General features: G+C 47.3%; 19 protein-coding genes. 18 read left to right on the top strand and 1 reads right to left on the bottom strand.

Annotated features, from left to right (window positions below):
• Positions 1-39 precede the first annotated feature (39 nt).
• From EYS13_RS06575 to EYS13_RS06565, 3 genes are all read left to right on the top strand, one after another.
• Positions 40-1,236 carry a M20 metallopeptidase family protein gene (locus EYS13_RS06575; RefSeq protein WP_227767128.1) on the top strand — a complete coding sequence of 399 codons (1,197 nt, stop codon included), beginning with the start codon at positions 40-42 and terminating at the stop codon, positions 1,234-1,236.
• Positions 1,237-1,794, top strand: coding sequence for a COG2426 family protein (locus tag EYS13_RS06570; protein ID WP_227767126.1), 558 nt, complete (start codon positions 1,237-1,239; stop codon positions 1,792-1,794).
• A 76-nt stretch (positions 1,795-1,870) separates the two neighbouring features.
• Positions 1,871-2,050 carry a hypothetical protein gene (locus tag EYS13_RS06565; protein ID WP_227767123.1) on the top strand — a complete coding sequence of 60 codons (180 nt, stop codon included), beginning with the start codon at positions 1,871-1,873 and terminating at the stop codon, positions 2,048-2,050.
• Between the two features lie 53 nt (positions 2,051-2,103).
• Here the strand turns inward: EYS13_RS06565 and EYS13_RS06560 are convergent, their stop codons facing one another.
• Complete coding sequence (locus EYS13_RS06560) at positions 2,104-2,277, bottom strand: hypothetical protein (protein ID WP_227767122.1); 174 nt, start codon at positions 2,275-2,277, stop codon at positions 2,104-2,106.
• A 198-nt stretch (positions 2,278-2,475) separates the two neighbouring features.
• Here EYS13_RS06560 and mraZ point away from each other — a divergent pair, with 198 nt between their 5' ends.
• The 15 genes from mraZ (at position 2,476) to EYS13_RS06485 (ending at position 19,801) form a co-directional block, all read left to right on the top strand.
• Positions 2,476-2,913: a division/cell wall cluster transcriptional repressor MraZ gene (gene mraZ / locus EYS13_RS06555; RefSeq protein WP_227767120.1), complete on the top strand. Its 438-nt coding sequence runs from the start codon at positions 2,476-2,478 to the stop codon at positions 2,911-2,913.
• A gap of 17 nt (positions 2,914-2,930) precedes the next feature.
• Positions 2,931-3,866 carry a 16S rRNA (cytosine(1402)-N(4))-methyltransferase RsmH gene (gene rsmH, locus EYS13_RS06550; protein WP_227767118.1) on the top strand — a complete coding sequence of 312 codons (936 nt, stop codon included), beginning with the start codon at positions 2,931-2,933 and terminating at the stop codon, positions 3,864-3,866.
• 35 nt (positions 3,867-3,901) lie between these two features.
• Positions 3,902-4,393 (top strand): cell division protein FtsL, encoded by a 492-nt coding sequence (locus EYS13_RS06545; RefSeq protein ID WP_227767116.1) that lies wholly within the window; start codon positions 3,902-3,904, stop codon positions 4,391-4,393.
• Positions 4,394-4,448: 55 nt separating this feature from the next.
• Positions 4,449-6,602: a stage V sporulation protein D gene (locus tag EYS13_RS06540; RefSeq protein WP_227767114.1), complete on the top strand. Its 2,154-nt coding sequence runs from the start codon at positions 4,449-4,451 to the stop codon at positions 6,600-6,602.
• Positions 6,603-6,804: 202 nt separating this feature from the next.
• The gene (locus tag EYS13_RS06535; protein WP_227767112.1) at positions 6,805-8,274 is read left to right on the top strand and encodes a UDP-N-acetylmuramoyl-L-alanyl-D-glutamate--2,6-diaminopimelate ligase; all 1,470 of its coding nucleotides are present in this window, start codon (positions 6,805-6,807) and stop codon (positions 8,272-8,274) included.
• Positions 8,275-8,284: 10 nt separating this feature from the next.
• A complete protein-coding gene (locus tag EYS13_RS06530) occupies positions 8,285-9,676 on the top strand; it encodes a UDP-N-acetylmuramoyl-tripeptide--D-alanyl-D-alanine ligase (protein WP_227767110.1) in 1,392 nt (463 codons plus the stop codon).
• Complete coding sequence (gene mraY, locus EYS13_RS06525; RefSeq protein WP_277998262.1) at positions 9,676-10,629, top strand: phospho-N-acetylmuramoyl-pentapeptide-transferase; 954 nt, start codon at positions 9,676-9,678, stop codon at positions 10,627-10,629. Before EYS13_RS06530 ends, mraY begins: the two co-directional genes overlap by 1 nt.
• Before the next feature lie 416 nt (positions 10,630-11,045).
• The gene (murD, locus tag EYS13_RS06520; protein WP_227767105.1) at positions 11,046-12,410 is read left to right on the top strand and encodes a UDP-N-acetylmuramoyl-L-alanine--D-glutamate ligase; all 1,365 of its coding nucleotides are present in this window, start codon (positions 11,046-11,048) and stop codon (positions 12,408-12,410) included.
• A gap of 88 nt (positions 12,411-12,498) precedes the next feature.
• The gene (gene spoVE / locus EYS13_RS06515; protein ID WP_227767103.1) at positions 12,499-13,596 is read left to right on the top strand and encodes a stage V sporulation protein E; all 1,098 of its coding nucleotides are present in this window, start codon (positions 12,499-12,501) and stop codon (positions 13,594-13,596) included.
• Between the two features lie 34 nt (positions 13,597-13,630).
• Positions 13,631-14,743 (top strand): undecaprenyldiphospho-muramoylpentapeptide beta-N-acetylglucosaminyltransferase, encoded by a 1,113-nt coding sequence (murG, locus tag EYS13_RS06510; protein WP_265332425.1) that lies wholly within the window; start codon positions 13,631-13,633, stop codon positions 14,741-14,743.
• Between the two features lie 211 nt (positions 14,744-14,954).
• Positions 14,955-16,334 (top strand): UDP-N-acetylmuramate--L-alanine ligase, encoded by a 1,380-nt coding sequence (gene murC, locus EYS13_RS06505; protein WP_227767100.1) that lies wholly within the window; start codon positions 14,955-14,957, stop codon positions 16,332-16,334.
• Between the two features lie 15 nt (positions 16,335-16,349).
• A complete protein-coding gene (murB, locus tag EYS13_RS06500; RefSeq protein WP_227767098.1) occupies positions 16,350-17,264 on the top strand; it encodes a UDP-N-acetylmuramate dehydrogenase in 915 nt (304 codons plus the stop codon).
• A 19-nt stretch (positions 17,265-17,283) separates the two neighbouring features.
• Positions 17,284-18,552, top strand: a complete 1,269-nt coding sequence (gene murA / locus EYS13_RS06495) for a UDP-N-acetylglucosamine 1-carboxyvinyltransferase (RefSeq protein ID WP_227767096.1) — start codon at positions 17,284-17,286, stop codon at positions 18,550-18,552.
• A gap of 157 nt (positions 18,553-18,709) precedes the next feature.
• Entirely contained in the window at positions 18,710-19,450 is a 741-nt protein-coding gene (locus EYS13_RS06490) for a cell division protein FtsQ/DivIB (protein WP_227767822.1), read from the top strand.
• Between the two features lie 21 nt (positions 19,451-19,471).
• Positions 19,472-19,801, top strand: coding sequence for a small basic family protein (locus EYS13_RS06485; protein WP_227767094.1), 330 nt, complete (start codon positions 19,472-19,474; stop codon positions 19,799-19,801).
• The last annotated feature ends 68 nt before the right edge of the window (positions 19,802-19,869 follow it).

The raw sequence follows: 19,869 nt of genomic DNA, 5'->3' as shown, positions 1-19,869 counted from the left end.
AGAGTATTACGACAACTGCAAAGCTATGGGGTGGAAAAAATGAAGCAAGAAGACTATGCCTGGGTCCTACAAGGAACGAAAGCCCTTTTTCAACAGCTGGTAAACTGGCGCAGGCATTTTCATCGTCATCCCGAGTTGGGATTTGCAGAACACGAGACAGGCAAAAAAATATCTGGCATTTTGGAAGAACTGGGGGCGGAAGTCTACAGGTATGCCAAAACCGGTGTGGCCGGCGTCATCAAAGGCGGCGCCACCGGCCCTTGCGTGGCGCTCAGGGCGGATATGGATGCTTTGCCGGTTTTGGAAGAAACAGGGGTAGAATACGCGTCCCGGACTCCCGGGGTGATGCATGCCTGTGGGCATGATGCCCATATGGCCATAACTTTGGGCGTTGCCTCTTTGCTGGCGGCTAACCGCAATTTGTGGCAAGGGGCAGTTAAATTTATTTTTCAACCTGCTGAGGAATGCCCTCCCGGCGGTGCCAAGGCAATGATTGAGGAGGGTGTGCTGCAAAATCCCGATGTCAAGGCTGTATTAGGGTTACATGTTTTTCCAGGGCTGCCGACAGGGACAGTGGGCATTAAGACAGGGACCGTAATGGCCGCTGCCGACAACATTCGGATTATGATTCAAGGGCAAAGCGGGCACGGAGCTGCACCCCACCAAACTGTGGATGCTGTAGTAACGGCAGCCCAGGCAATAATGGCCTTACAGACTATTGCCAGCCGCAAAATCGATCCCCTGGAGCCTGTAGTGGTGACTGTGGGTTCCATTCATGGGGGAACCAAGTGCAATGTAATTGCCTCGGAAGTGGAACTCTTGGGCACTGTCAGGACTTTAAACCCTGAGGTTAGAAAAAACATGCCCAAGCTGCTGAGGCAAATTTTAGACGGTGTGACTGCCATGAGCGGCGCCGCTTATCAATTGGACTATACTTGGGGGTACCCGCCCACTGTTAATGACGAAGAACTGGTAGGAATCGTCCGGGAAGCTGCTAGCCAGGAACTGGGCAGCACGAATGTAGTGAATTTGGCTAAACCCTCCATGGGAGGAGAGGATTTTGCCTATTTTGCTCAAACAGTGCCTGGTATTTTTGTAATGCTCGGTTCTGGAAGCGCGGGGGGAGACAACTATCCCTGGCATCATGCCCGGTTTAATATTGACGAACAAGCGCTGCAATACGGCGTAAGGGTGATGACCAGATCATTATTGCAGGTCTTAAGGAGGTTTACCTAATTGACAGAACGTTTAATTGCGCTTTTTTCCGCGGTCCCTGTCAACTGGCGGGTATTCTTTTTAGCTGCCATACCCGTAACTGAACTGCGTGCTGCCATTCCTTTAGGACTGGCCTGGGGGGTTTCCCCCGGGGAAAATCTTTTATATGCTGTGCTAGGAAATATGTTGCCCGTAATCCCTTTGTTGCTTCTTTTGGAGCCTGTGGTAAAGCTGCTTACCCAAATACCTTTTTTTGCAAGGATTTTTGCCAAGCTTTTCGCCCGTACCAGAAGGCATTCAGAAAAAATAGAAAAGTATGGGGCTATCGGCTTAGCAATCTTTGTCGGGGTTCCCGCCCCGGGGACCGGAGCCTGGACTGGAGCACTCTTGGCTTTCCTTTTTGGCATTCGTTTCTGGTATGCGTTTCCGGCTATTGCCGCTGGGGTATTGGGCGCGGGTATAATTGTAACTATAGCCAGCTTAGGCATTTGGCAACTGGCTCAAAAGGGAACGGAGTACCTGATTGGCGCAGTGCTGGCGCTCTCCGTCTGGTATATTTGGCGGAGACTGCGCAAATAGATTTGGAAATTGTTCCATAGGTTGTGGGATAAAGAAGAGCAACTTTGTAAACCCTAACTCTTAGGAGGTGCGATTAATGCTCAACCGGCGTGAGACTCTTCTCAACCGCAAAAGTTCTTCATTAGTGACGGGGATCGCTTATACAGGCGATAACATGAGGCAAAAAGGCCGGCACACTCCGCTGGGCAAAGCTGCTCGTTCCGATTTTGTCCTGAATACCAGCGGCGCGAAGTTAAATGAATTTGAGGACCTGTAGCGATATATTTCCCCGCTTTTGAAAGCAAGCTGCATTTTTCTGCAGCTTGCTTTTTATTCCTCCACCTCTTCCAAAATTTCCGCTTCTGTTTCACCCATGCGGGCAGCAAGGGTAGGCTTTTCCGCCGGTTTTTTTACCAGCCAAAGGAATAACCCTCCTGCCAGGATAAGAGCGAGTGTCCCCCATACTGTCCAGAGCACAACACTAAAAAATCCTGTCGACAACATCTAATCAACTCCTTGCCGGTAGTGTACCCAGAAGATGAATAAATCAAAAGCTCTTACACCTGTAAAAATTTTTAAAAAAAGTTGGTAGACTGCCAGGAATTAGCAGGAATTTCCCCACTTCCCGCGAAATAAATAGGCGTAAGTGGTTTAAAGTGGTTGAAAGTGGAGGGGTTATCCCGCTAAGTGGGGTGCAAGTCCATGTTCATGGGGGAATATCAACACTCCATAGATGACAAAGGACGCCTGATCATTCCAGCTAAATTCCGGGAAGGATTAGGTGATAAATTTGTGATGACCAAAGGGTTGGATAACTGCTTGTTTATATACCCCATGGGCGAGTGGGAAAGGTTGGAGCAGAAGTTAAAAGCTTTACCTTTTACGAAAGCTGATGCCAGGGCTTTTGTCCGCTTTTTCTTTTCCGGCGCTACAGAGTGCGAACTGGACAAACAGGGTAGAGTCCTGGTTCCCCAGATTCTGCGGGAACATGCCAGCCTGGATAAAGATGTGGTGGTCATTGGCGTTTCTTCACGGGTTGAAGTTTGGAGTAAGGAAGTTTGGGAAAAATACTGTCAGGATGCCAAAGAAGATTACGAAACTATCGCCGAAAAATTAGCTGATTTTGATCTTGAGCTCTAACCCGGGAAGGTGTCTAAATGGAATTTCATCATGTTCCTGTACTTTTAAAAGAAACTCTTGAGCTATTAGCTGTCAAACCCGACGGAATTTATGTAGACTGCACTTTAGGCGGAGGAGGGCATAGTGAGGCAATCCTGAAAAAACTTGAGGCAAAAGGTCTCTTGATCGGCATAGATCAGGATAAGGACGCCATCAACGCAACCAGTCAACGCTTGGCGGTTTACGGCAGCAAATTTAAGGCCGTACATGCTAATTACAGCCAATTAGCAAGGATTTTAGCCGCACATGATGTCCGGGGAATAGACGGAGTGTTATTCGATTTGGGAGTTTCTTCCTACCAGCTTGATGCGGGTGAAAGAGGCTTCAGTTATATGCATGATGCACCTTTGGATATGCGGATGGACAGGTCTCGTAACACCAGTGCCAAAGAGCTGGTCAACTGCTTATCCGAAGAAGAATTAGCCCGGGTTATCTGGGAATATGGGGAAGAGCGCTGGGCTAAAAGGATTGCACAGTTTATAATCCAAAAAAGAAAGCAGGCGCCAATAGAAACTACCGGCCAACTGGTTGAAGTCATTAAAGCTGCGATTCCGGCAGGGGCTAGGAGAGAGGGTCCCCATCCTGCCAAAAGGACTTTCCAAGCTCTCCGGATTGCAGTCAATCAGGAACTGGAGGTGTTAAAAAATACTATAGAGCAAGCCGTTCATTTTTTGCATCCCGGCGGCAGGATAGCTATTATCACTTTTCATTCCCTGGAAGACCGCATTGTCAAAGAGATTTTTCGCAAATTAGCGAGAGGCTGTACATGTCCTCCTGGGTTTCCGGTTTGCGTTTGTGGTAAAGAGCCAGTTATCGACATTTTGACCAAAAAACCAGTGGTGGCATCACCTTTGGAACTGAAGGTAAATCCCAGAGCCCGTAGCGCTAAATTACGGGCTGCTGTCAAAAGATAACAGCTTGGTTCTAACTGTTGGGGAGGTTGAATATTTTGTTAGTAGTTCCAAAGAAATACGAATATACTTATGAGCCCGTGATTGCTCTGCCTCAAACCCCCAAAAATAGGCAAATCCCGGTTAAAGCTAAAATGGGAATAATGCTCCTTATTATTTGTGCTTTTGTAACCGGCTTGGCTCTCACCTCCCGGGTAGCGTTATTTACCCAGAAAGGATACCAAATAACTAAGTTGAAAAAGGAAATTCAGTCTTTGCAAACTGCTAATGAAAGGCTAAAATTAGAAATAGATCAGCTGAAGTCATTGGATAGGATTGAAAAGATAGCTGTAAACGATCTGGGTATGACTGAACCTACGGTTGAGGATATGGAGTTTGTACCTGTACAAGAACCTGTTCGGGTGGCTGCCAAAGCTGACGATCAGCAAACGGCTGTCCGGGTAAGCGAACCGAGACCGGGTATTTTAGCGCTCATTGCCAAAAGGATTTCTTCTTTTTTTGTGGGGATGGTAGAAGCTTCAGAGCTATAGCTTGAAGTGCAGCAGCAGGTATTGACAGCGCGGGCTTTGGCTTAGGGGGAAAATAATGAATACAAACCTAGTAGTTAGGAAAAGAATAGCCGGGCTCTTTTTAATAATAGCCGGTATTCTTTTTTTGCTTATTTTACGCCTTGGCTGGCTGCAGTTTGTGCGCGGAGAAGAACTGCAGGAAAAAGCTGTGGTTAACCGTCTTCGGCAGGTTCCTGTGGAAGCGAAAAGGGGTGTAATATATGATCGCAACGGCAAGGAACTGGCAGTCAGCATCAGTACCGACTCTGTAGGCGCATTTCCGGCAGAAGTCAAACATGCTGATGCTAAAAACCCTGGAACAGCGGAAAAGATTGCGGCGCAATTGGCTAGTATTTTAGACATGCCTCAAGATAAAGTATACCAGTTGATTACCAAAAACAGTTCTTTTGTCTGGGTGAAACGCAAAATCGGTTTCGAAGCCGGTCCGAAAATAAAGCAACTGGAACTTCCGGGTATTGAAGTCTATGAAGAAAGCCAGCGCTATTATCCAAACGGCACCCTGGCCGCCCATATTTTGGGTTTTGCCGGGATAGACAACCAAGGCCTGGAGGGTTTGGAAGTAACTTACGACGAGGAACTGCGGGGCAAGAGAGGCAAAATAGTTATTGAATTTGACGCCACCGGGCGAGCAATTCCTGAAGCAGTACATAAATACATCCCTCCGGTGGATGGTCACAACCTCGTGCTAACTATTGATGAGACCATCCAGTATATCGTGGAACGGGAACTGGACCGGGTTATGGCGGAAAAACAGGCTAAAAGCGCTACCATTATCGTCATGGATCCAAAAACAGGGGGTATACTGGCTTTAGGCAGTAGGCCTACCTATAATCCAAACAACTATAAGGAGTTCCCGCAGCAGAATTGGCGCAATATAGCCACGTCCAATGCCTACGAACCCGGTTCAACTTTTAAAATAATTACGGCTGCTGCAGCTATGGAAGAGGCGGTTGTTAAGCCGGAAGACCGCTTTTATGATCCGGGCTATATTAAAGTAGGCAAAGAGACCATTAAATGCTGGAGGTCGTATAAACCCCACGGGAGCCAGAGCTTTGTGGAAGGCGTGCAGAATTCCTGTAACCCGGTATTTGTGGAGTTGGGCCTACGGTTGGAAGAAAAGGAAAAAGGACTGTTCTACGATTATGTAAAAGCTTTTGGTTTCGGTCAAAAAACCGGTATTCAGCTCAGAGGGGAAGCCAAAGGGATCATGATCCCTGAAGAAAAACTTAAATTAATCAACGTGGCTACTATTGCCATGGGTCAGTCCATAGCAGTAACTCCTTTGCAGTTAGTAAGGGCTGTCTCGGCAGTGGCTAACGGTGGAAAGTTGATGCAACCCCAGCTGGTAAAAGAAATCAGGGATAAGGACGGCAATTTGGTGGAGGCCATTGAACCGGTTGTAGAAAAGCAGGTTCTTTCCGAACAGACAGCAAAAAAATTGGCTGAAATTTTAGAAGGAGTCGTCAGTGAAGGCACCGGCAGAAACGCCTATATTCCCGGCTTCAGGGTAGGCGGCAAAACAGGGACTGCCCAAAAACCAGGCCCCGGAGGGTACATGCAGGGCAAGTACGTAGCCTCGTTTATCGGCCTTGCCCCTGTAAATGACCCGCAGGTGGTTGCTTTGGTTGTGGTTGACGAGCCTCAAGGCGTATATTATGGCGGACAGGTTGCGGCACCTGTGTTTAAACGGGTGGTGGAAGATACCCTGCGCTACCTGGGCGTTACCCCCCAATATAATGCACAAGCTGAGCATGGTGCGAAACAAGAAGAGGGTAGACTTTCAACAGTTCCTGATTTGGTAGGTTTACCTGTTATTCAAGCTGAAAAAGTGGCAAAGGCTGCCGGATTAACGCCGGCGGTCCAGGGCGAGGGACCGTACGTTGTCAAACAAACTCCCAAAAGCGGCGCAAAAGTAAAACCAGGGACAAAAGCTATTCTCTATGCGGGTGAGCGGCAGGGAGATAATGAACAATTAAAAGTTCCTGACGTTACAGGCCTGAGGATCTCCGAAGCAGCAAGGCTTTTGGAAGCTTTGGGACTGGAAATGATCCCGGTAGGCAGCGGCGTAGCGGTGGAACAAGAGCCGATACCAGCCACTCTGGTGCCACAAGGGACTAAAGTCAAAGTCAGGTTCAGGGAAGAACAAACAGTGGAAACTATAGGTCCATAGGTAAACGCACCCAGTGTAAGAGAGGCGCAAGGTTTCTCTGCCTGGGTTTTTCCGCGTGCATTGGGTGGAAGTAAAGGTTATTCTTCCAGTGGTTATGTTAATAATATAAATAACTGCCAAATTAGGCATCTTCTTGCTTGCGGCTAACAGCAGTTGGCTTGTAGCGACCTTCATATTATATGCATGAACAGGGGGGATTGATTTGCGGAAACTGCAGGAACTGGTTCAGAAATTGTCCGGAGCGGTAGTTAAAGGTAATACTGAGCGTCTAGTCAGCGGTATTTTTTACGATTCCAGGCAGGTAAAACCGGAAGGAATTTTTGTTTGTATTACAGGTTTTAGGACTGATGGGCATAACTTTATCAGAGATGCGCTCATGCGTGGGGCAAGCGTAATAGTGGCGGAAAGAGACGTGGAAGTCCCTGTGGGGGTTACTTTGATTGTGGTTCCGGATACTCGCCTGGCTTTGGCCACCCTGGCTTGTGCTTTCTATGATTATCCTGCGGGCAAGTTAAATTTGATTGGGGTGACCGGAACTAACGGGAAAACCTCCTTTACTTATTTAACGAGAGCCATATTTAGAAAAAAAGGAGCAAAGGTAGGCCTGGTGGGTACCATAGCCAATTTGATTGATGACAGGGCAATTCCAAGCCACCATACTACTCCCGAGGCTTCCGATCTTCAGGAGCTGTTTAGCCTGATGGCCCATGAAGGAGTAAGCCATGCTGTGATGGAGGTTTCCTCCCATGCCTTAGAATTAAATAGGGTGGCGGGAACAGAATTCGATGTAGCGGTTTTTACTAATTTAACCCAGGACCACTTGGATTTTCATCCCGATATGCACTCCTACCTGGAAGCGAAAGCGAAATTGTTTAGAAGTCTTGGTCCCGGTAGCAAAGAACGCTCTAAATATGCGGTTCTAAATCTGGATGATCCCAATTCAGCCTACCTGGCCGGACAAACTCAAGTTTCCGTTGTCTCCTATGGGCTTACCGCAGGAGCAATGTACAGGGCAAGGGACATCGAAATCAGAATGGACGGTACAGCTTATACCCTTGATTATCCTCATGGTTCGTTCAGGCTGAATTTGCAGCTGGCAGGAAAATTCAGCGTTTACAATTCCTTAGCCGCCTGTGCTGTAGGTTTGGAAGAAGGGTTGGAGCCCCAACTTGTACAAGAGGCTTTGGAGGAAATGGAAGGCGTGCCGGGTCGTTTTCAGTTGGTGAATTGTGGACAGGACTTTGCAGTAGTTGTTGATTATGCCCATACCCCGGACAGCCTGGAAAATGTACTGAAAACTGCCAGGCAAGTTACTGCCGGGCGGGTGATTACGGTTTTTGGCTGCGGTGGGGACAGAGACCGCTCAAAAAGGCCGATCATGGGGGAAAAAGCGGGAGAACTTAGCGATTACTGCATTATCACCTCCGATAACCCCAGAAGTGAAGAGCCCAGGGCAATTATTGCTGACATAGAACCGGGTGTAATTAGGGCCCAGGGGAAATACCAGGTAGTTGTAGACCGTAGAGAAGCTATTGCAGCTGCCATAAGTCTTGCCCGGCCTGGAGACGTGATTGTGATTGCAGGAAAAGGGCATGAAAGCTACCAAATCATTGGCGACAATGTTTTGCCTTTCGATGACGTGGCTGTTGCCCGGGAAATCTTAACAAAGTAAGGTGAGTAGCATGATAGGAGATTTGGCAACCATTGCCAGGGTAATGTCAGGCAAACTATGTGGCAATGGCCAAAACACAGAAGTGGGAGAAGTATCTACCGATACCAGGACGCTGAATCCAGGTTCTTTGTTTTTTGCCTTAAAAGGCGAAAATTTTGACGGACACGATTATATTGAAAAAGCTTGGGAAAAAGGAGCGGTAGCTGTAGTAGTATCCAGACCCGAGTTGGCCCGTAAATTTGAACAATCAAAGTATAGTTTAATTCTGGTGGATGATACTCTTAAAGCGCTGCAGCGTTTGGCCCAAAACCACCGGGAACGGTTTAGGATACCCGTAATCGGGGTGACCGGCTCTAACGGCAAGACTACTACGAAAGATATGGTGGGGGCCGTACTGGCGGAGCGGTTTAATGTTTTGAAGACCCAGGGAAATTTTAACAATGAGATCGGGTTGCCGCTGACACTTTTACAGCTTCAGCCGGGACATGAGGCTGCTGTGTTGGAAATGGGCATGCGCGGTTTAAAAGAAATCGATGCCCTTTGTAGGATAGCCAGGCCTACAGCCGGCATTATCACCAATATTGGTGTTACCCATTACGAGCTCCTTGGCTCTGTGGAGAATATTGCCAGGGCTAAGGGAGAGCTTTTGGAGCATGTTCCCGTGAGCGGTTTTTGCCTGTTAAACGCTGAGGACGGTTGGTCCCGCAGATTAAGTGCTTTATGCCGCGGGAAAGTGCTGTTTTATGGCTTTGACTCCCATGTCCAAATCCGGGCCAGCGCATTAAAAAATATGGAGCAGGGAATAAGCTTTATACTCACAGCTGATGCAGGGCAGGTTGAAGTTCATTTACCTTTACCCGGAGAGCACAACGTACTAAATGCTTTGGCGGCCGCGGGGGTTGGTTTGGAGCTTGGTTTGACATTGCAGGAAATAGCTGCCGGGCTCGCCAATGTCAAATTAAGCGCCATGCGGCTGGCGACGGTACCTGGAATCAAGGGAAGTACAATTATCAATGACGCGTATAACGCTAACCCCGGTTCTACTAAAGCCTCCCTGAACATATTAGCTACCCAAAAAAAACACAGGGCAATAGCTGTGCTTGGGAATATGCGGGAATTGGGAAATATAGAAGTGGAAGGGCACAGAGAGGTGGGCGAATATGTGGCGGATCTTGGCGTTGATTACCTTTTGGCTGTTGGCGATTTGGCAAGGTATATTGCCGAGGGCGCTTTAGCTGCCGGTATGTCTGCTGACCGTGTATTTACTTACAGTAATAATGATGAAGCCAAGCGGCATTTATTCGAACTGCTCGAGCCTGGGGATCTGGTCTTAGTCAAGGGCTCGCGGGCCGTTAAGATGGAGGAAATAGTTGAATTTGTTGCTGATACCGGAGGTAAATGATGAATAACAGTAGCTTGGCTTTTCTTACGGCTTTAATAATCTGCATTATCACGGGCCCCTTGTTTATACCTTTACTGCGATACTTGAAATTTGGGCAGACCGTGCGCAGTGAAGGGCCCGAGCGCCATTTGCAAAAAACCGGAACCCCAACTATGGGGGGACTGATGTTTATCATAGCTGTACTGCTTAGCACATTGCTGTTTGCTGAAGCTAATGCAGAAACGTATTTGGCCTTACTGGTCTTTGTGGGGTTTGGCCTTTTGGGTTTTGCTGATGATTATATTAAAGTTGTTTTACGGCGTTCTTTGGGCCTGAAGGCCCGGTATAAATTATTGGGTCAGGTCTTTCTAAGCCTGACTTTAGGCATTTTGGCAGTTTGGTTCCTGGAAAGGGGAACAGTGGTAGAACTGCCTGGAATTTTTTCCTGGAACCTTGGCGCTTTTTACCCGCTATTTGTTTTGCTTGTTTTGGTAGCTTCCACTAATGCGGTGAACCTTACGGATGGTTTGGATGGACTTGCCGCCGGCATTACGGTCTGCAGCGCCGCGGCCTTTGCGGTAATTGCTTATGCACAAGACCAAGCAAATCTGGTTATTTTTGCTTTGGCGGTGGCAGGCAGCTGCCTGGGGTTTTTAGTGTTCAACAAATATCCTGCAAAAGTATTTATGGGAGATACAGGCTCCCTGGCACTGGGCGGTGCCTTGGGAACCCTCGCTGTTTTAACCAGAACGGAATTGCTTTTGCCTGTAATCGGCGGTGTCTACGCCATTGAAACTCTTTCAGTAATTATTCAGGTAATATCTTTTAAACTTACAGGCAAAAGGGTTTTTCGCATGAGCCCTCTGCACCATCATTTTGAACTATTGGGCTGGAGGGAAACAAAGGTGGTAGGTGTTTTTTGGCTTGCCGGCCTGATTTTGGCGGCCCTGGGGATTGTTTTATGGATGCAATAGGCGCGAAATCATCCCGGAGCAGCTGATACAAGGGTTACATTTTCAGGGTAGACGCCAATGCCGCTTTCGCAGCACCAGCAGTACAATGAAAACTAGGTAAACGTTTATGTCCGTGGAAGTGACCTTTGTCTGAATCCTTAGAGCAACCTGCGAGGGCAAGGACTGAAAGCGGACGAGCAGCATGGACTGAGATGAGCAGTGGAGCGACAGGACGTCGCGTCACCGCGTGCCGCTGGAAGTCCGGCACCGAGCAGTTGGTGCTCTTGATTCAGACAGCGGGAGCGACAGGACATAAACGTTATAGCTATTTTCGAGATAGACATAAAACAGCGGATTATGACGAATAAGTTTAAATAGTTACTATATAAAATAAAAGGGCGATTTAGGACTTAATTTTAAAGTTAGAAGGGAACAGCATGAATTTCGAAGACAAAAAGATTCTAATTATTGGAATGGCCAGGAGCGGGGTGGCGGCTGCCAGAGTACTGGCGGCCATGGGTGCAGAGGTAACAATAGCGGATCAAAAGAGCTCCCTAGAATTGTCCGAGGCAATAGCACAGCTTCAAGGTTGGGCCATTAATATCTGCCCCGGAGGGTATCCACCCATTAGCAAGGAGAAATTTGATTTAGTAGTGACGAGTCCCGGTGTACCTATGACCGCTCAGCCGCTTCGCGAAGCAGTAGCCCATAATATTCCGGTTTGGGGCGAAATTGAACTGGCAGCAAGGCTAAGCAAAGGTTCAATTGTAGCTATCACCGGAACTAACGGCAAAACCACAACTACCGCTTTAATTGGCCAAATGTTTAAAGATGCGGGAAAAAAAGTGGTTGTAGGGGGTAATATTGGCTTGCCGCTCATCCAGGAAGTACAATATACCACCGAAGAGCATGTCTTGGTAGTAGAGGTATCCAGCTTTCAGTTGGAATGGGTGGAAGGATTTCATCCCAAAGTGGCGGTTATTACCAATATCACTCCCGATCACCTGGACCGTCACGGAAGCATGGCTAATTATGCCCAAGTTAAGTCGAGAATTTTCAGCCGGCAGACGAAAGAGGACTACACAGTTTTAAACTATGACGACCCAATTTTGCGGGAGATGGGCTCAATTTGCCCCGGGAGAGTAATATTCTTCAGCCGGGAGCATAATTTAGAACAAGGTATTGTTTCCCAGAAAGGCAAAATTCTGGTTAAAACAGGAGGGCAAATCTTAGAAATTTGCAGGGAGGATGAATTGAAAATTCCCGGCGCCCACAATTTGGAGAATGCTTTGGCAGCAGTAGCTGCCGGCAGGGCTATGGGGTTAACTGCGGAAAACTTAAGAAATACACTCTGCACTTTCCCGGGAGTAGCCCATCGCTTGGAAAAGGTAGCAGAGATTAAAGGGGTAACGTATATCAATGATTCCAAGGGGACCAACCCCGATGCATCCATTAAGGCGCTGGAGGCTTTTTCGCAGCCTCTGGTCTTAATAGCCGGAGGAAGCACCAAAGGCAGCGATTTCAGCGCATTTGCCCGCAAGATCAAAGAACGTGTTAAACATTTGGTGGTATTGGGTCAGACGGCTGAGGATATAATTGGGGCGGTAGAAAAAGTGGGTTTTAAATCCATTCACCGAGTCCAAACATTTCCCGAAGCTGTGCATAAAGCCAGTGAATTGGCGGAGCCGGGGGAAATCGTGCTCCTCTCGCCGGCCTGCGCCAGCTATGATATGTTTAAAAATTACGAACACCGGGGAGAGACGTTTAAAGAGCTGGTACGTCAGCTAACAACAAACAGCTAACATGAAATAACTAATGGCTGATAGCTGACAGCTGAGGGCTGACAGCTACATTCACATTCGATGCATGGGAAGGAAGTGAGGGTAAAAAGTGCGCGCGAAAAAAGGAGCACCGGATTTTGCCATTATTTTGAGCGTTATGTTATTGATTTCCATTGGTATTATAATGGTTTTCAGCGCCAGCGCAGTTACTTCGGATCAGGTTTTGGGCGACCCTTACTTCTACCTGAAGAGGCAAATCGTCTGGGCTGCTTTGGGAACTGTGGCCATGTTTACAGCAATGAAAGTGGATTATTTGCGCCTAAAGAAAATTGTTAACCCGATTTTTGTAAGTTGCGTGATTTTGCTTGTCTTAGTATTATTAGTCGGCGATGCACGCAAAGGCTCCTCCCGCTGGTTAGGAGTAGGCTCTTTGTCATTCCAGCCTTCGGAAACGATTAAACTGGGCATGGTCATGTTTTTAAGCCGGCTTTTAAGTACTAAGCAGGAGAAGATTAAATCCTTTAGTCAAGGCGTGCTGCCGGTTTTAGTCTTGCTGGGCATAGTGTGCGGCTTGATTCTGGCCCAGCCGGACCTGGGCACGGCGGTAGCTATTGCGGGAACTACCTATTTTTTGCTTATGGCGGCCGGCGCTAAGTTTAGCCACCTTTCGTTGCTGGCTGTGGTGGGTATGGTTTTAGTAGCATTAGCAATTTACTTGGCTCCATACCGCATGGAAAGATTTACTGCATTTTTGAACCCCTGGGCCGATCCTACAGATTCTGGTTTTCAGACAATACAATCCTTGCTGGCTCTGGGGTCAGGCGGCTTATTTGGCGTGGGTTTGGGAGCCAGCAGGCAAAAATTGTTTTATCTGCCGGAGAAGCATACCGACTTTATTTTTGCTATTATCGGTGAAGAGCTGGGTTTCATCGGCGGCGCTTTAATATTGCTGCTTTTCCTGTTGTTCGTTTGGAGGGGGTTTAAGGTGGCGATTACTTCGCCTGACAGCTTTAGCAGTCTGCTGGCCGCCGGGATTACAACAATGATTGCTCTGCAGGCAATTATCAATATCGGGGTAGTTACCGGGTCGCTGCCGGTAACGGGAATCACGCTGCCTTTCATTAGTTACGGCGGCAGCTCCTTGATTTTTACCATGGCGGCGGTTGGCTTGCTTTTAAACATTTCGCGCTATAGCGCTAGTAAGTAAGGGGAATGGGATAAGCTATATGACAAGAGGTAAAATGAGAGTTTTGCTAACCGGGGGAGGTACCGGAGGGCATATTTATCCGGCTCTGGCGGTTGCTAAAGGCATTAAGGGAAAATACCCCGGGAGTGAATTTTTTTATATTGGCACCGCCCGGGGGCTGGAGGCTGACATTGTGCCCAAAGCAGGGCTTCCTTTTCAAGCCATAACTGCCGAGGGTCTCACCAGAAAGATTTCATGGCCGGCTTTAAGAGCCGGCTTAAAGAGTATTAAAGGGTCCGCACAAGCTTGGCAGATCATACGCCGTTTTAAACCCCATGTTGTGGTAGGTACGGGGGGATATGTTTGCGGACCGGTGGTGATTACTGCTGCTTTGTTAGGCATACCTACCTTGATTCATGAGCAAAATGCTTACCCCGGCATTACAAATAAACTTTTGGCCAGGTTTGTGGATAAAATCTGTATTACTTTCCCTGAAAGCGCTAAATACTTTCGGACCAAGGCGGAACTGGTACATACCGGACTGCCCATCCGTCCCGAAATACTGCAGGTATCCAGGGAAGAGGGTGCCCGGCTTTTAAATCTTGACCCTGGAAAATTTAATGTACTGGTTGTAGGTGGAAGCCAGGGAGCTCAAAGCATTAACCGTGCGGTAGTAGGGATGTACCCTTTTGTGCAAAGTCGTTCTGATTTAAACCTGTTGCATTTGACGGGAAAAAACGGGTATGGGGAAGTATGCCAAATGGTAAAAGAGCAAGGAATAGATTTGGGTATTACTGGAAATATTACCATTAAACCGTACCTTTACGAGATGGAAAATGCGTTAGCTGCCGCCGATTTGGTGATCAGCAGGGCAGGAGCCAGTTTCCTGGCAGAAGTGATGGCCAAAGGATTGCCTGCTATTTTGGTTCCTTATCCTTATGCAGCAGAAAATCATCAGGAATATAATGCCCGTGCCTTGGAAAAAAATGGAGCAGCGAAAGTAATTTTAGAAAATGACTTTACCAGCCAAAGGTTACTGGAAGTAATGGAATTAGTGCTGACCAACCCTGCGGAGAGACTGGCTATGGCTGAGGCAAGCCGAAAAATGGGCCGACCCGGGGCGTTGCAGCACATAGTAGAATGTGTGACGGCTTTGGCAGGAATTTAGGCCTTTGCCTTTTTGTTTTTTTACTTTGGGACAAGCCAGGTAACACAGCGAAGCGGGATTGCATAACATAAAGATATGAATTTTGCCCCGGCTGGGAACAGATTGGGTAGACCTAAGATGCTACCGTCAACAGCAAAAATGATGAAAATTGGTGTGTGACGTTTAGGATTATGATGCTGGATGGCGCCGAAAACGGAAGGAGAGGAGCAACTTGGAAGAGCAGAAAGAAAGGACACACTTTATAGGCATCGGCGGCTCGGGTATGAGTGGTTTGGCCAAAATTTTGCTGGAATTGGGCCAGCCTGTATCGGGTTCTGATGTGCAGCTTACCAGTACCACAGACAAATTACAGGCTTTAGGAGCGAAAATTTACGCCGGACATAGTAAAGAAAACATTGGTCCCGATGTTAAGCTGGTAGTTAGATCTACTGCCATTTCCCCGAATAACCCTGAAATACTTCGGGCTCAGGAATTACATATTCCTATAATTCACAGAGGCGAACTATTAGCGCAGCTGACGGAAAGGAAGAAGGCAATTGCTGTAGCCGGTGCCCATGGAAAAACGACTACCACCTCCATGTTAGCCTGTGTTTTGTCCCGGGGGGGTTTGGACCCTACCATTGTAGTTGGTGGAGAATTGCAGGATATCGGTGGAAATGCCAAATATGGCCGGGGTAAGTATTTAATTGCGGAAGCAGATGAAAGTGACGGTTCCTTTTTGAAGCTGCATCCCCACGTAGCTGTGGTGACGAATATTGAAGATGATCATTTGGACCATTACGGTTCTGTGGAAAATATTATCAAAGCATTTGAAAAGTTTATCAATCTGGTACCGGAAGATAGTTTCTGTGTGCTGTGCGCTGATGACCCCGAACTGGACAGAATGTCACGACACAGGAAAAATGTTTTTACTTATGGCTTAACAGGGTCGCCTGATTACAAAGCGGTGGATTTAATTTTGGAAGGCGCTGTTTCTCAGGCTCAAATTTATTTTAGGGAACAATTTTTAGGAACTTTGGAACTCACTGTACCGGGTCAACATAATATAAGTAATGCCCTGGCAGCTATTGCCGTAGCTCATCAGTTGGGCTTAAATTTTCAAGTCATGGCTGAGGCTTTGAAAAATTTCCGGGGGGCAGGCCGTAGATTTCAAACTGTAGGCAATTTCAACGGTATCCGGATCATCGATGATTATGCACACCATCCCACTGAGATCCGGGCCACCCTTAGCGCTGCCAAACAGCTTAAGCCCAAACGTCTCTGGGCTGTTTTTCAGCCCCACAGGTATTCCCGCACCAGGCAGCTTTATAAGGAGTTCGGCAAATCATTCCGGGATGCTGACCAAGTCATTGTCAACAGTATCTATGCCGCCAGTGAACAGCCCATACCCGGTATAACAGCGGAACTCATCGCAGAGGAAATCAAAAAAAATGGAACAGCAGTGCAATATATGGCTGCCAAAGAAGAAATTGTGCAGTATTTGGCGAGAGAGTGTACACCGGGAGATTTAGTGCTGACTATAGGGGCGGGCAATATTTGGACTGTGGGCCCGGAACTTTTAGCAAAGCTTTCAGGCGAATGCGGTTCCTGATTTGGAGGAAACAGGATGGATTGGGAGAGGATAGCGGAGTTTTTAAAACAGAAACTAAAAGGTCAATGTAGACTAAACGAGCCGTTACAATACCATACTACCTGGAGAATCGGCGGGCCGGCAGACCTGCTGGTGATACCGTTTTGTAAAGACGATGTGCTTTTAACTATGCAGCTAGCAGCTGCTGAGGGTATTCCCGTGTATGTGATTGGTAACGGTTCTAACCTGCTGGTGCTGGACCGAGGGGTCAGAGGTATGGTCCTTAAGCTCGCCGGAGGGTTAAAGGGCATCAGTCAGGAGGGCTGTGTCTTAAAGGCAGAGGCCGGAGTCTTGCTGCCATTCTTGGCTCACCTGGCTGCTAAGTCCGGTCTTAGCGGCTTGGAGATGCTGGCGGGCATACCGGGGACTATTGGCGGTGCAATTGTGATGAACGCAGGAGCTTATGGGAGCAGTATCGGGGAACTGGTTCAAAGCGTAGAAGTATGTGATTATGCCGGAAACACAATAAAATTACAACAAGAGGAGTTGGAGTTTGGCTACAGGCGCAGCGCTTTAAAAGGCAGACCTGCGGTTGTTTTAGAAGCGGAGCTGAAATTGCAACCCGGGAAACGGGAATACATAGAAAAAATAATGCAGGAAAATATGCTAAGCCGTAAAAAAAGCCAGCCTTTGCACCTGCCTAACGCCGGCAGTGTTTTTATCAATCCCCCTGGCTCTGCTGCAGGTTATTTGATTGAAAAAGCAGGGGCAAAAGGGCTGCGGAAAGGTGGTGCGCAAGTTTCGGAGAAACATGCCAATTTTATTGTCAATGTGGGCAATGCCAGCGCCCGCGATGTGCTAGAGCTCATTGAACAGGTGCGGGAAATGGTTTACCTGGCTTTTGGCATTGAATTACAAACCGAAATCAAGCTGCTGGGGGAGGAAGAGTAGACAGCGGGGGGTGAAAGACTTGGACAAATTTATTGTAATGGGTGGTGCCAGATTAACAGGGGAGATCAGCGTGAGCGGGGCTAAAAACGCTATTCTGCCCATTATGGCTGCCAGCCTTTTGACCGCGGGCAAAAGCACCCTTTTTAACATCCCTATTATTAAAGATGTCCTGGTAATGCAAAAAGTGATGGAATACCTGGGAGCCAAAGTTTCAATCACGGGGAATGTGATGTATATTGATAGCGATGGGGTAGAGCCGCGGGAAATAGGAGAGAATTTAATGCGGCAATTGCGAGCCTCCAACCTGGTTATTGGCTCCCTTTTAAGCCGCTTCCGCAAAATCAAGGTAGCATTCCCGGGAGGGTGTAATATTGGTTCCAGGCCTATGGACCTGCATATGAAGGGACTGGCAGCCTTGGGAACCAAAATCACTGAAAGGTACGGCTTTATAGAAGCTGAAGCTACCAATCTCCATGGAGCGGAAATTCATTTGGATTTTCCCAGCGTGGGGGCTACAGAAAATCTGATGATGGCTGCAACCCTGGCTGAAGGCACTACAATTATCAGAAACGCAGCCAAGGAACCTGAAATAGTTGATCTGCAAAACTATTTGAATGGCCTGGGAGCTCGAGTTAAAGGAGCAGGCCTGGATACAATTAAAATCGAAGGTGTCAAGAAACTGGGGTCAGTAGAGCATACAATTATTCCTGACAGGATTGAGGCAGGTACCCATCTGGTTGCAGCAGCTATTACCGGAGGAGATGTGCTCGTTACCGACATCATTCCTGACCACCTGGAGCCGGTAATCGCTAAATTAAAGGAGGCGGAGGTAAAAATAACCCGCTATAATGAGAGTGTAAGGGTGGTTGCTCCCGGGCGGGTAAAAGCAGTCGATTTTAAAACGATGCCTTATCCCGGCTTTCCAACAGATATGCAGCCACAATTAATGGCCTTGCTCACTATTGCTGACGGTACCAGCGTGGTGGCTGAGAGCATATTTGAAAACCGCTTTAAGCACATTGATGAATTAAGGCGGATGGGAGCTTCAATTAAATTGGAAGGTAAGGTAGCAATTATCAAAGGTGTACCAACTTTAAGCGGCGCCTTTGTGGAAGCTACGGATTTACGGGCTGGGGCTGCCCTCGTTTTGGCAGGCTTGGCCGCGGAGGATGCTACTGTTATTGAAAACGTAGAGTATATTGACCGGGGCTATGAAAGATTGGAAAGCAAATACAACGCCCTGGGGGCAAGAATAATGCGGGTGAACAATTCGCGGAACGGCAGCTAAAGCTGCTTTTTTGTTCTTTTTCACCGCACCCCCATGATTTCACAGATCTTCTCTTGGATAGGCTTCTTAGTTTTGATATAATCAAATACGTATATTAGTAGGCTAACCTAAATATACTCCGGCTAAATTCTAACTGGAGGTGAAGTTGTTGCCTGTTGTGCGGCGTACAAGGACAATTGGAAAAGCCCAAAGGGGTTTGCTGCGGGCTCTCTTTTTATTTTTACTGATTGTTTTAGCCGTATATTTCTTTTTTCAATCCAGCTTTTTTAATGTAACCAGAGTAGACGTTAGAAACAACGCATTTTTAACATCAGTCGAGATTAAACAGTTAGCCAATGTACCCTTAGGGGCAAATATATTTAAAATCGATGAAAACAGAATCAAGCAGAATCTGCTCCTACATCCTCTGGTAAAGGATGTGAAAATTTCCAGGGAATTTCCTGATACGATAATTCTTACGATGGTTGAACGTAAACCGCTCTTGCTTATTCCCAGCGAGCAGGGGTTTCTGGAGTTGGATGAGACGGGCATCTACTTAAAAAAAGTTTCTACAATCTCTGACGTAGCTCTCCCTATAGTAACAGGGGTTAAAATCCCCCCCAATGTAGGGCCCGGTCAGGTCATAGTCGACCCAAAGCTGGCTCAAGCTCTGGAGTTTTTGAGCAAGGTTCCCGAGGAGAAACGGAAAATCCTGATGGAAATAGAGATAAAAGATCACCAACAGTTTTTAGTTTATACTCCGGAAGGCATTGAGGTGCGTTTTGGCAGCGGTTCTGAGGTAGAGCAGAAGCTTAAGCTTTTGGAGCAAATTATGCAGGACGGCAAACTGGCAGGAAAAGCGGTGGAGTACATAGATTTAAGCACTGTGGCAACACCGGTTGTCAAATACAGTAAATAAACTTGGAAATAGGGTGATATTATGTGGCTTCCTCTTCTAGGGCTTTTAATAGGGGTTTTAATAGGCTTATTATTTCCTTACCAAATACCTGTAGCTTATGCTAAATACATGTCGGTGGCCGCTTTGGCTGCCTTAGACTCGGTCTTTGGCGGGTTAAGGTCCGGCATGGAAAATAAATTCGACAGCGGAATTTTTTTGTCCGGCTTTTTTAGCAATACCCTTTTAGCGGGACTTTTGGCTTATATAGGTGATCAGTTGGGCGTAGAGTTATATATGGCAGCTGTGTTCGCTTTTGGAGTCAGGCTATTTCAGAATCTAGCCATTATCCGCCGGTTTTTACTTAAAAAATAGCAAAAATGTAATTACAAAAAAAAGGGAAATAAGATAATATGTTGAATTTTTTTTACAATATGCTTTGC

The sequence above is a fragment of the Zhaonella formicivorans genome (assembly GCF_004353525.1).
Lineage (GTDB): Bacteria > Bacillota > DUOV01 > DUOV01 > Zhaonellaceae > Zhaonella > Zhaonella formicivorans.
The sequence above is the reverse complement of the archived record's forward strand: the minus strand, read 5'-3'. Positions and strand labels throughout refer to the sequence as shown.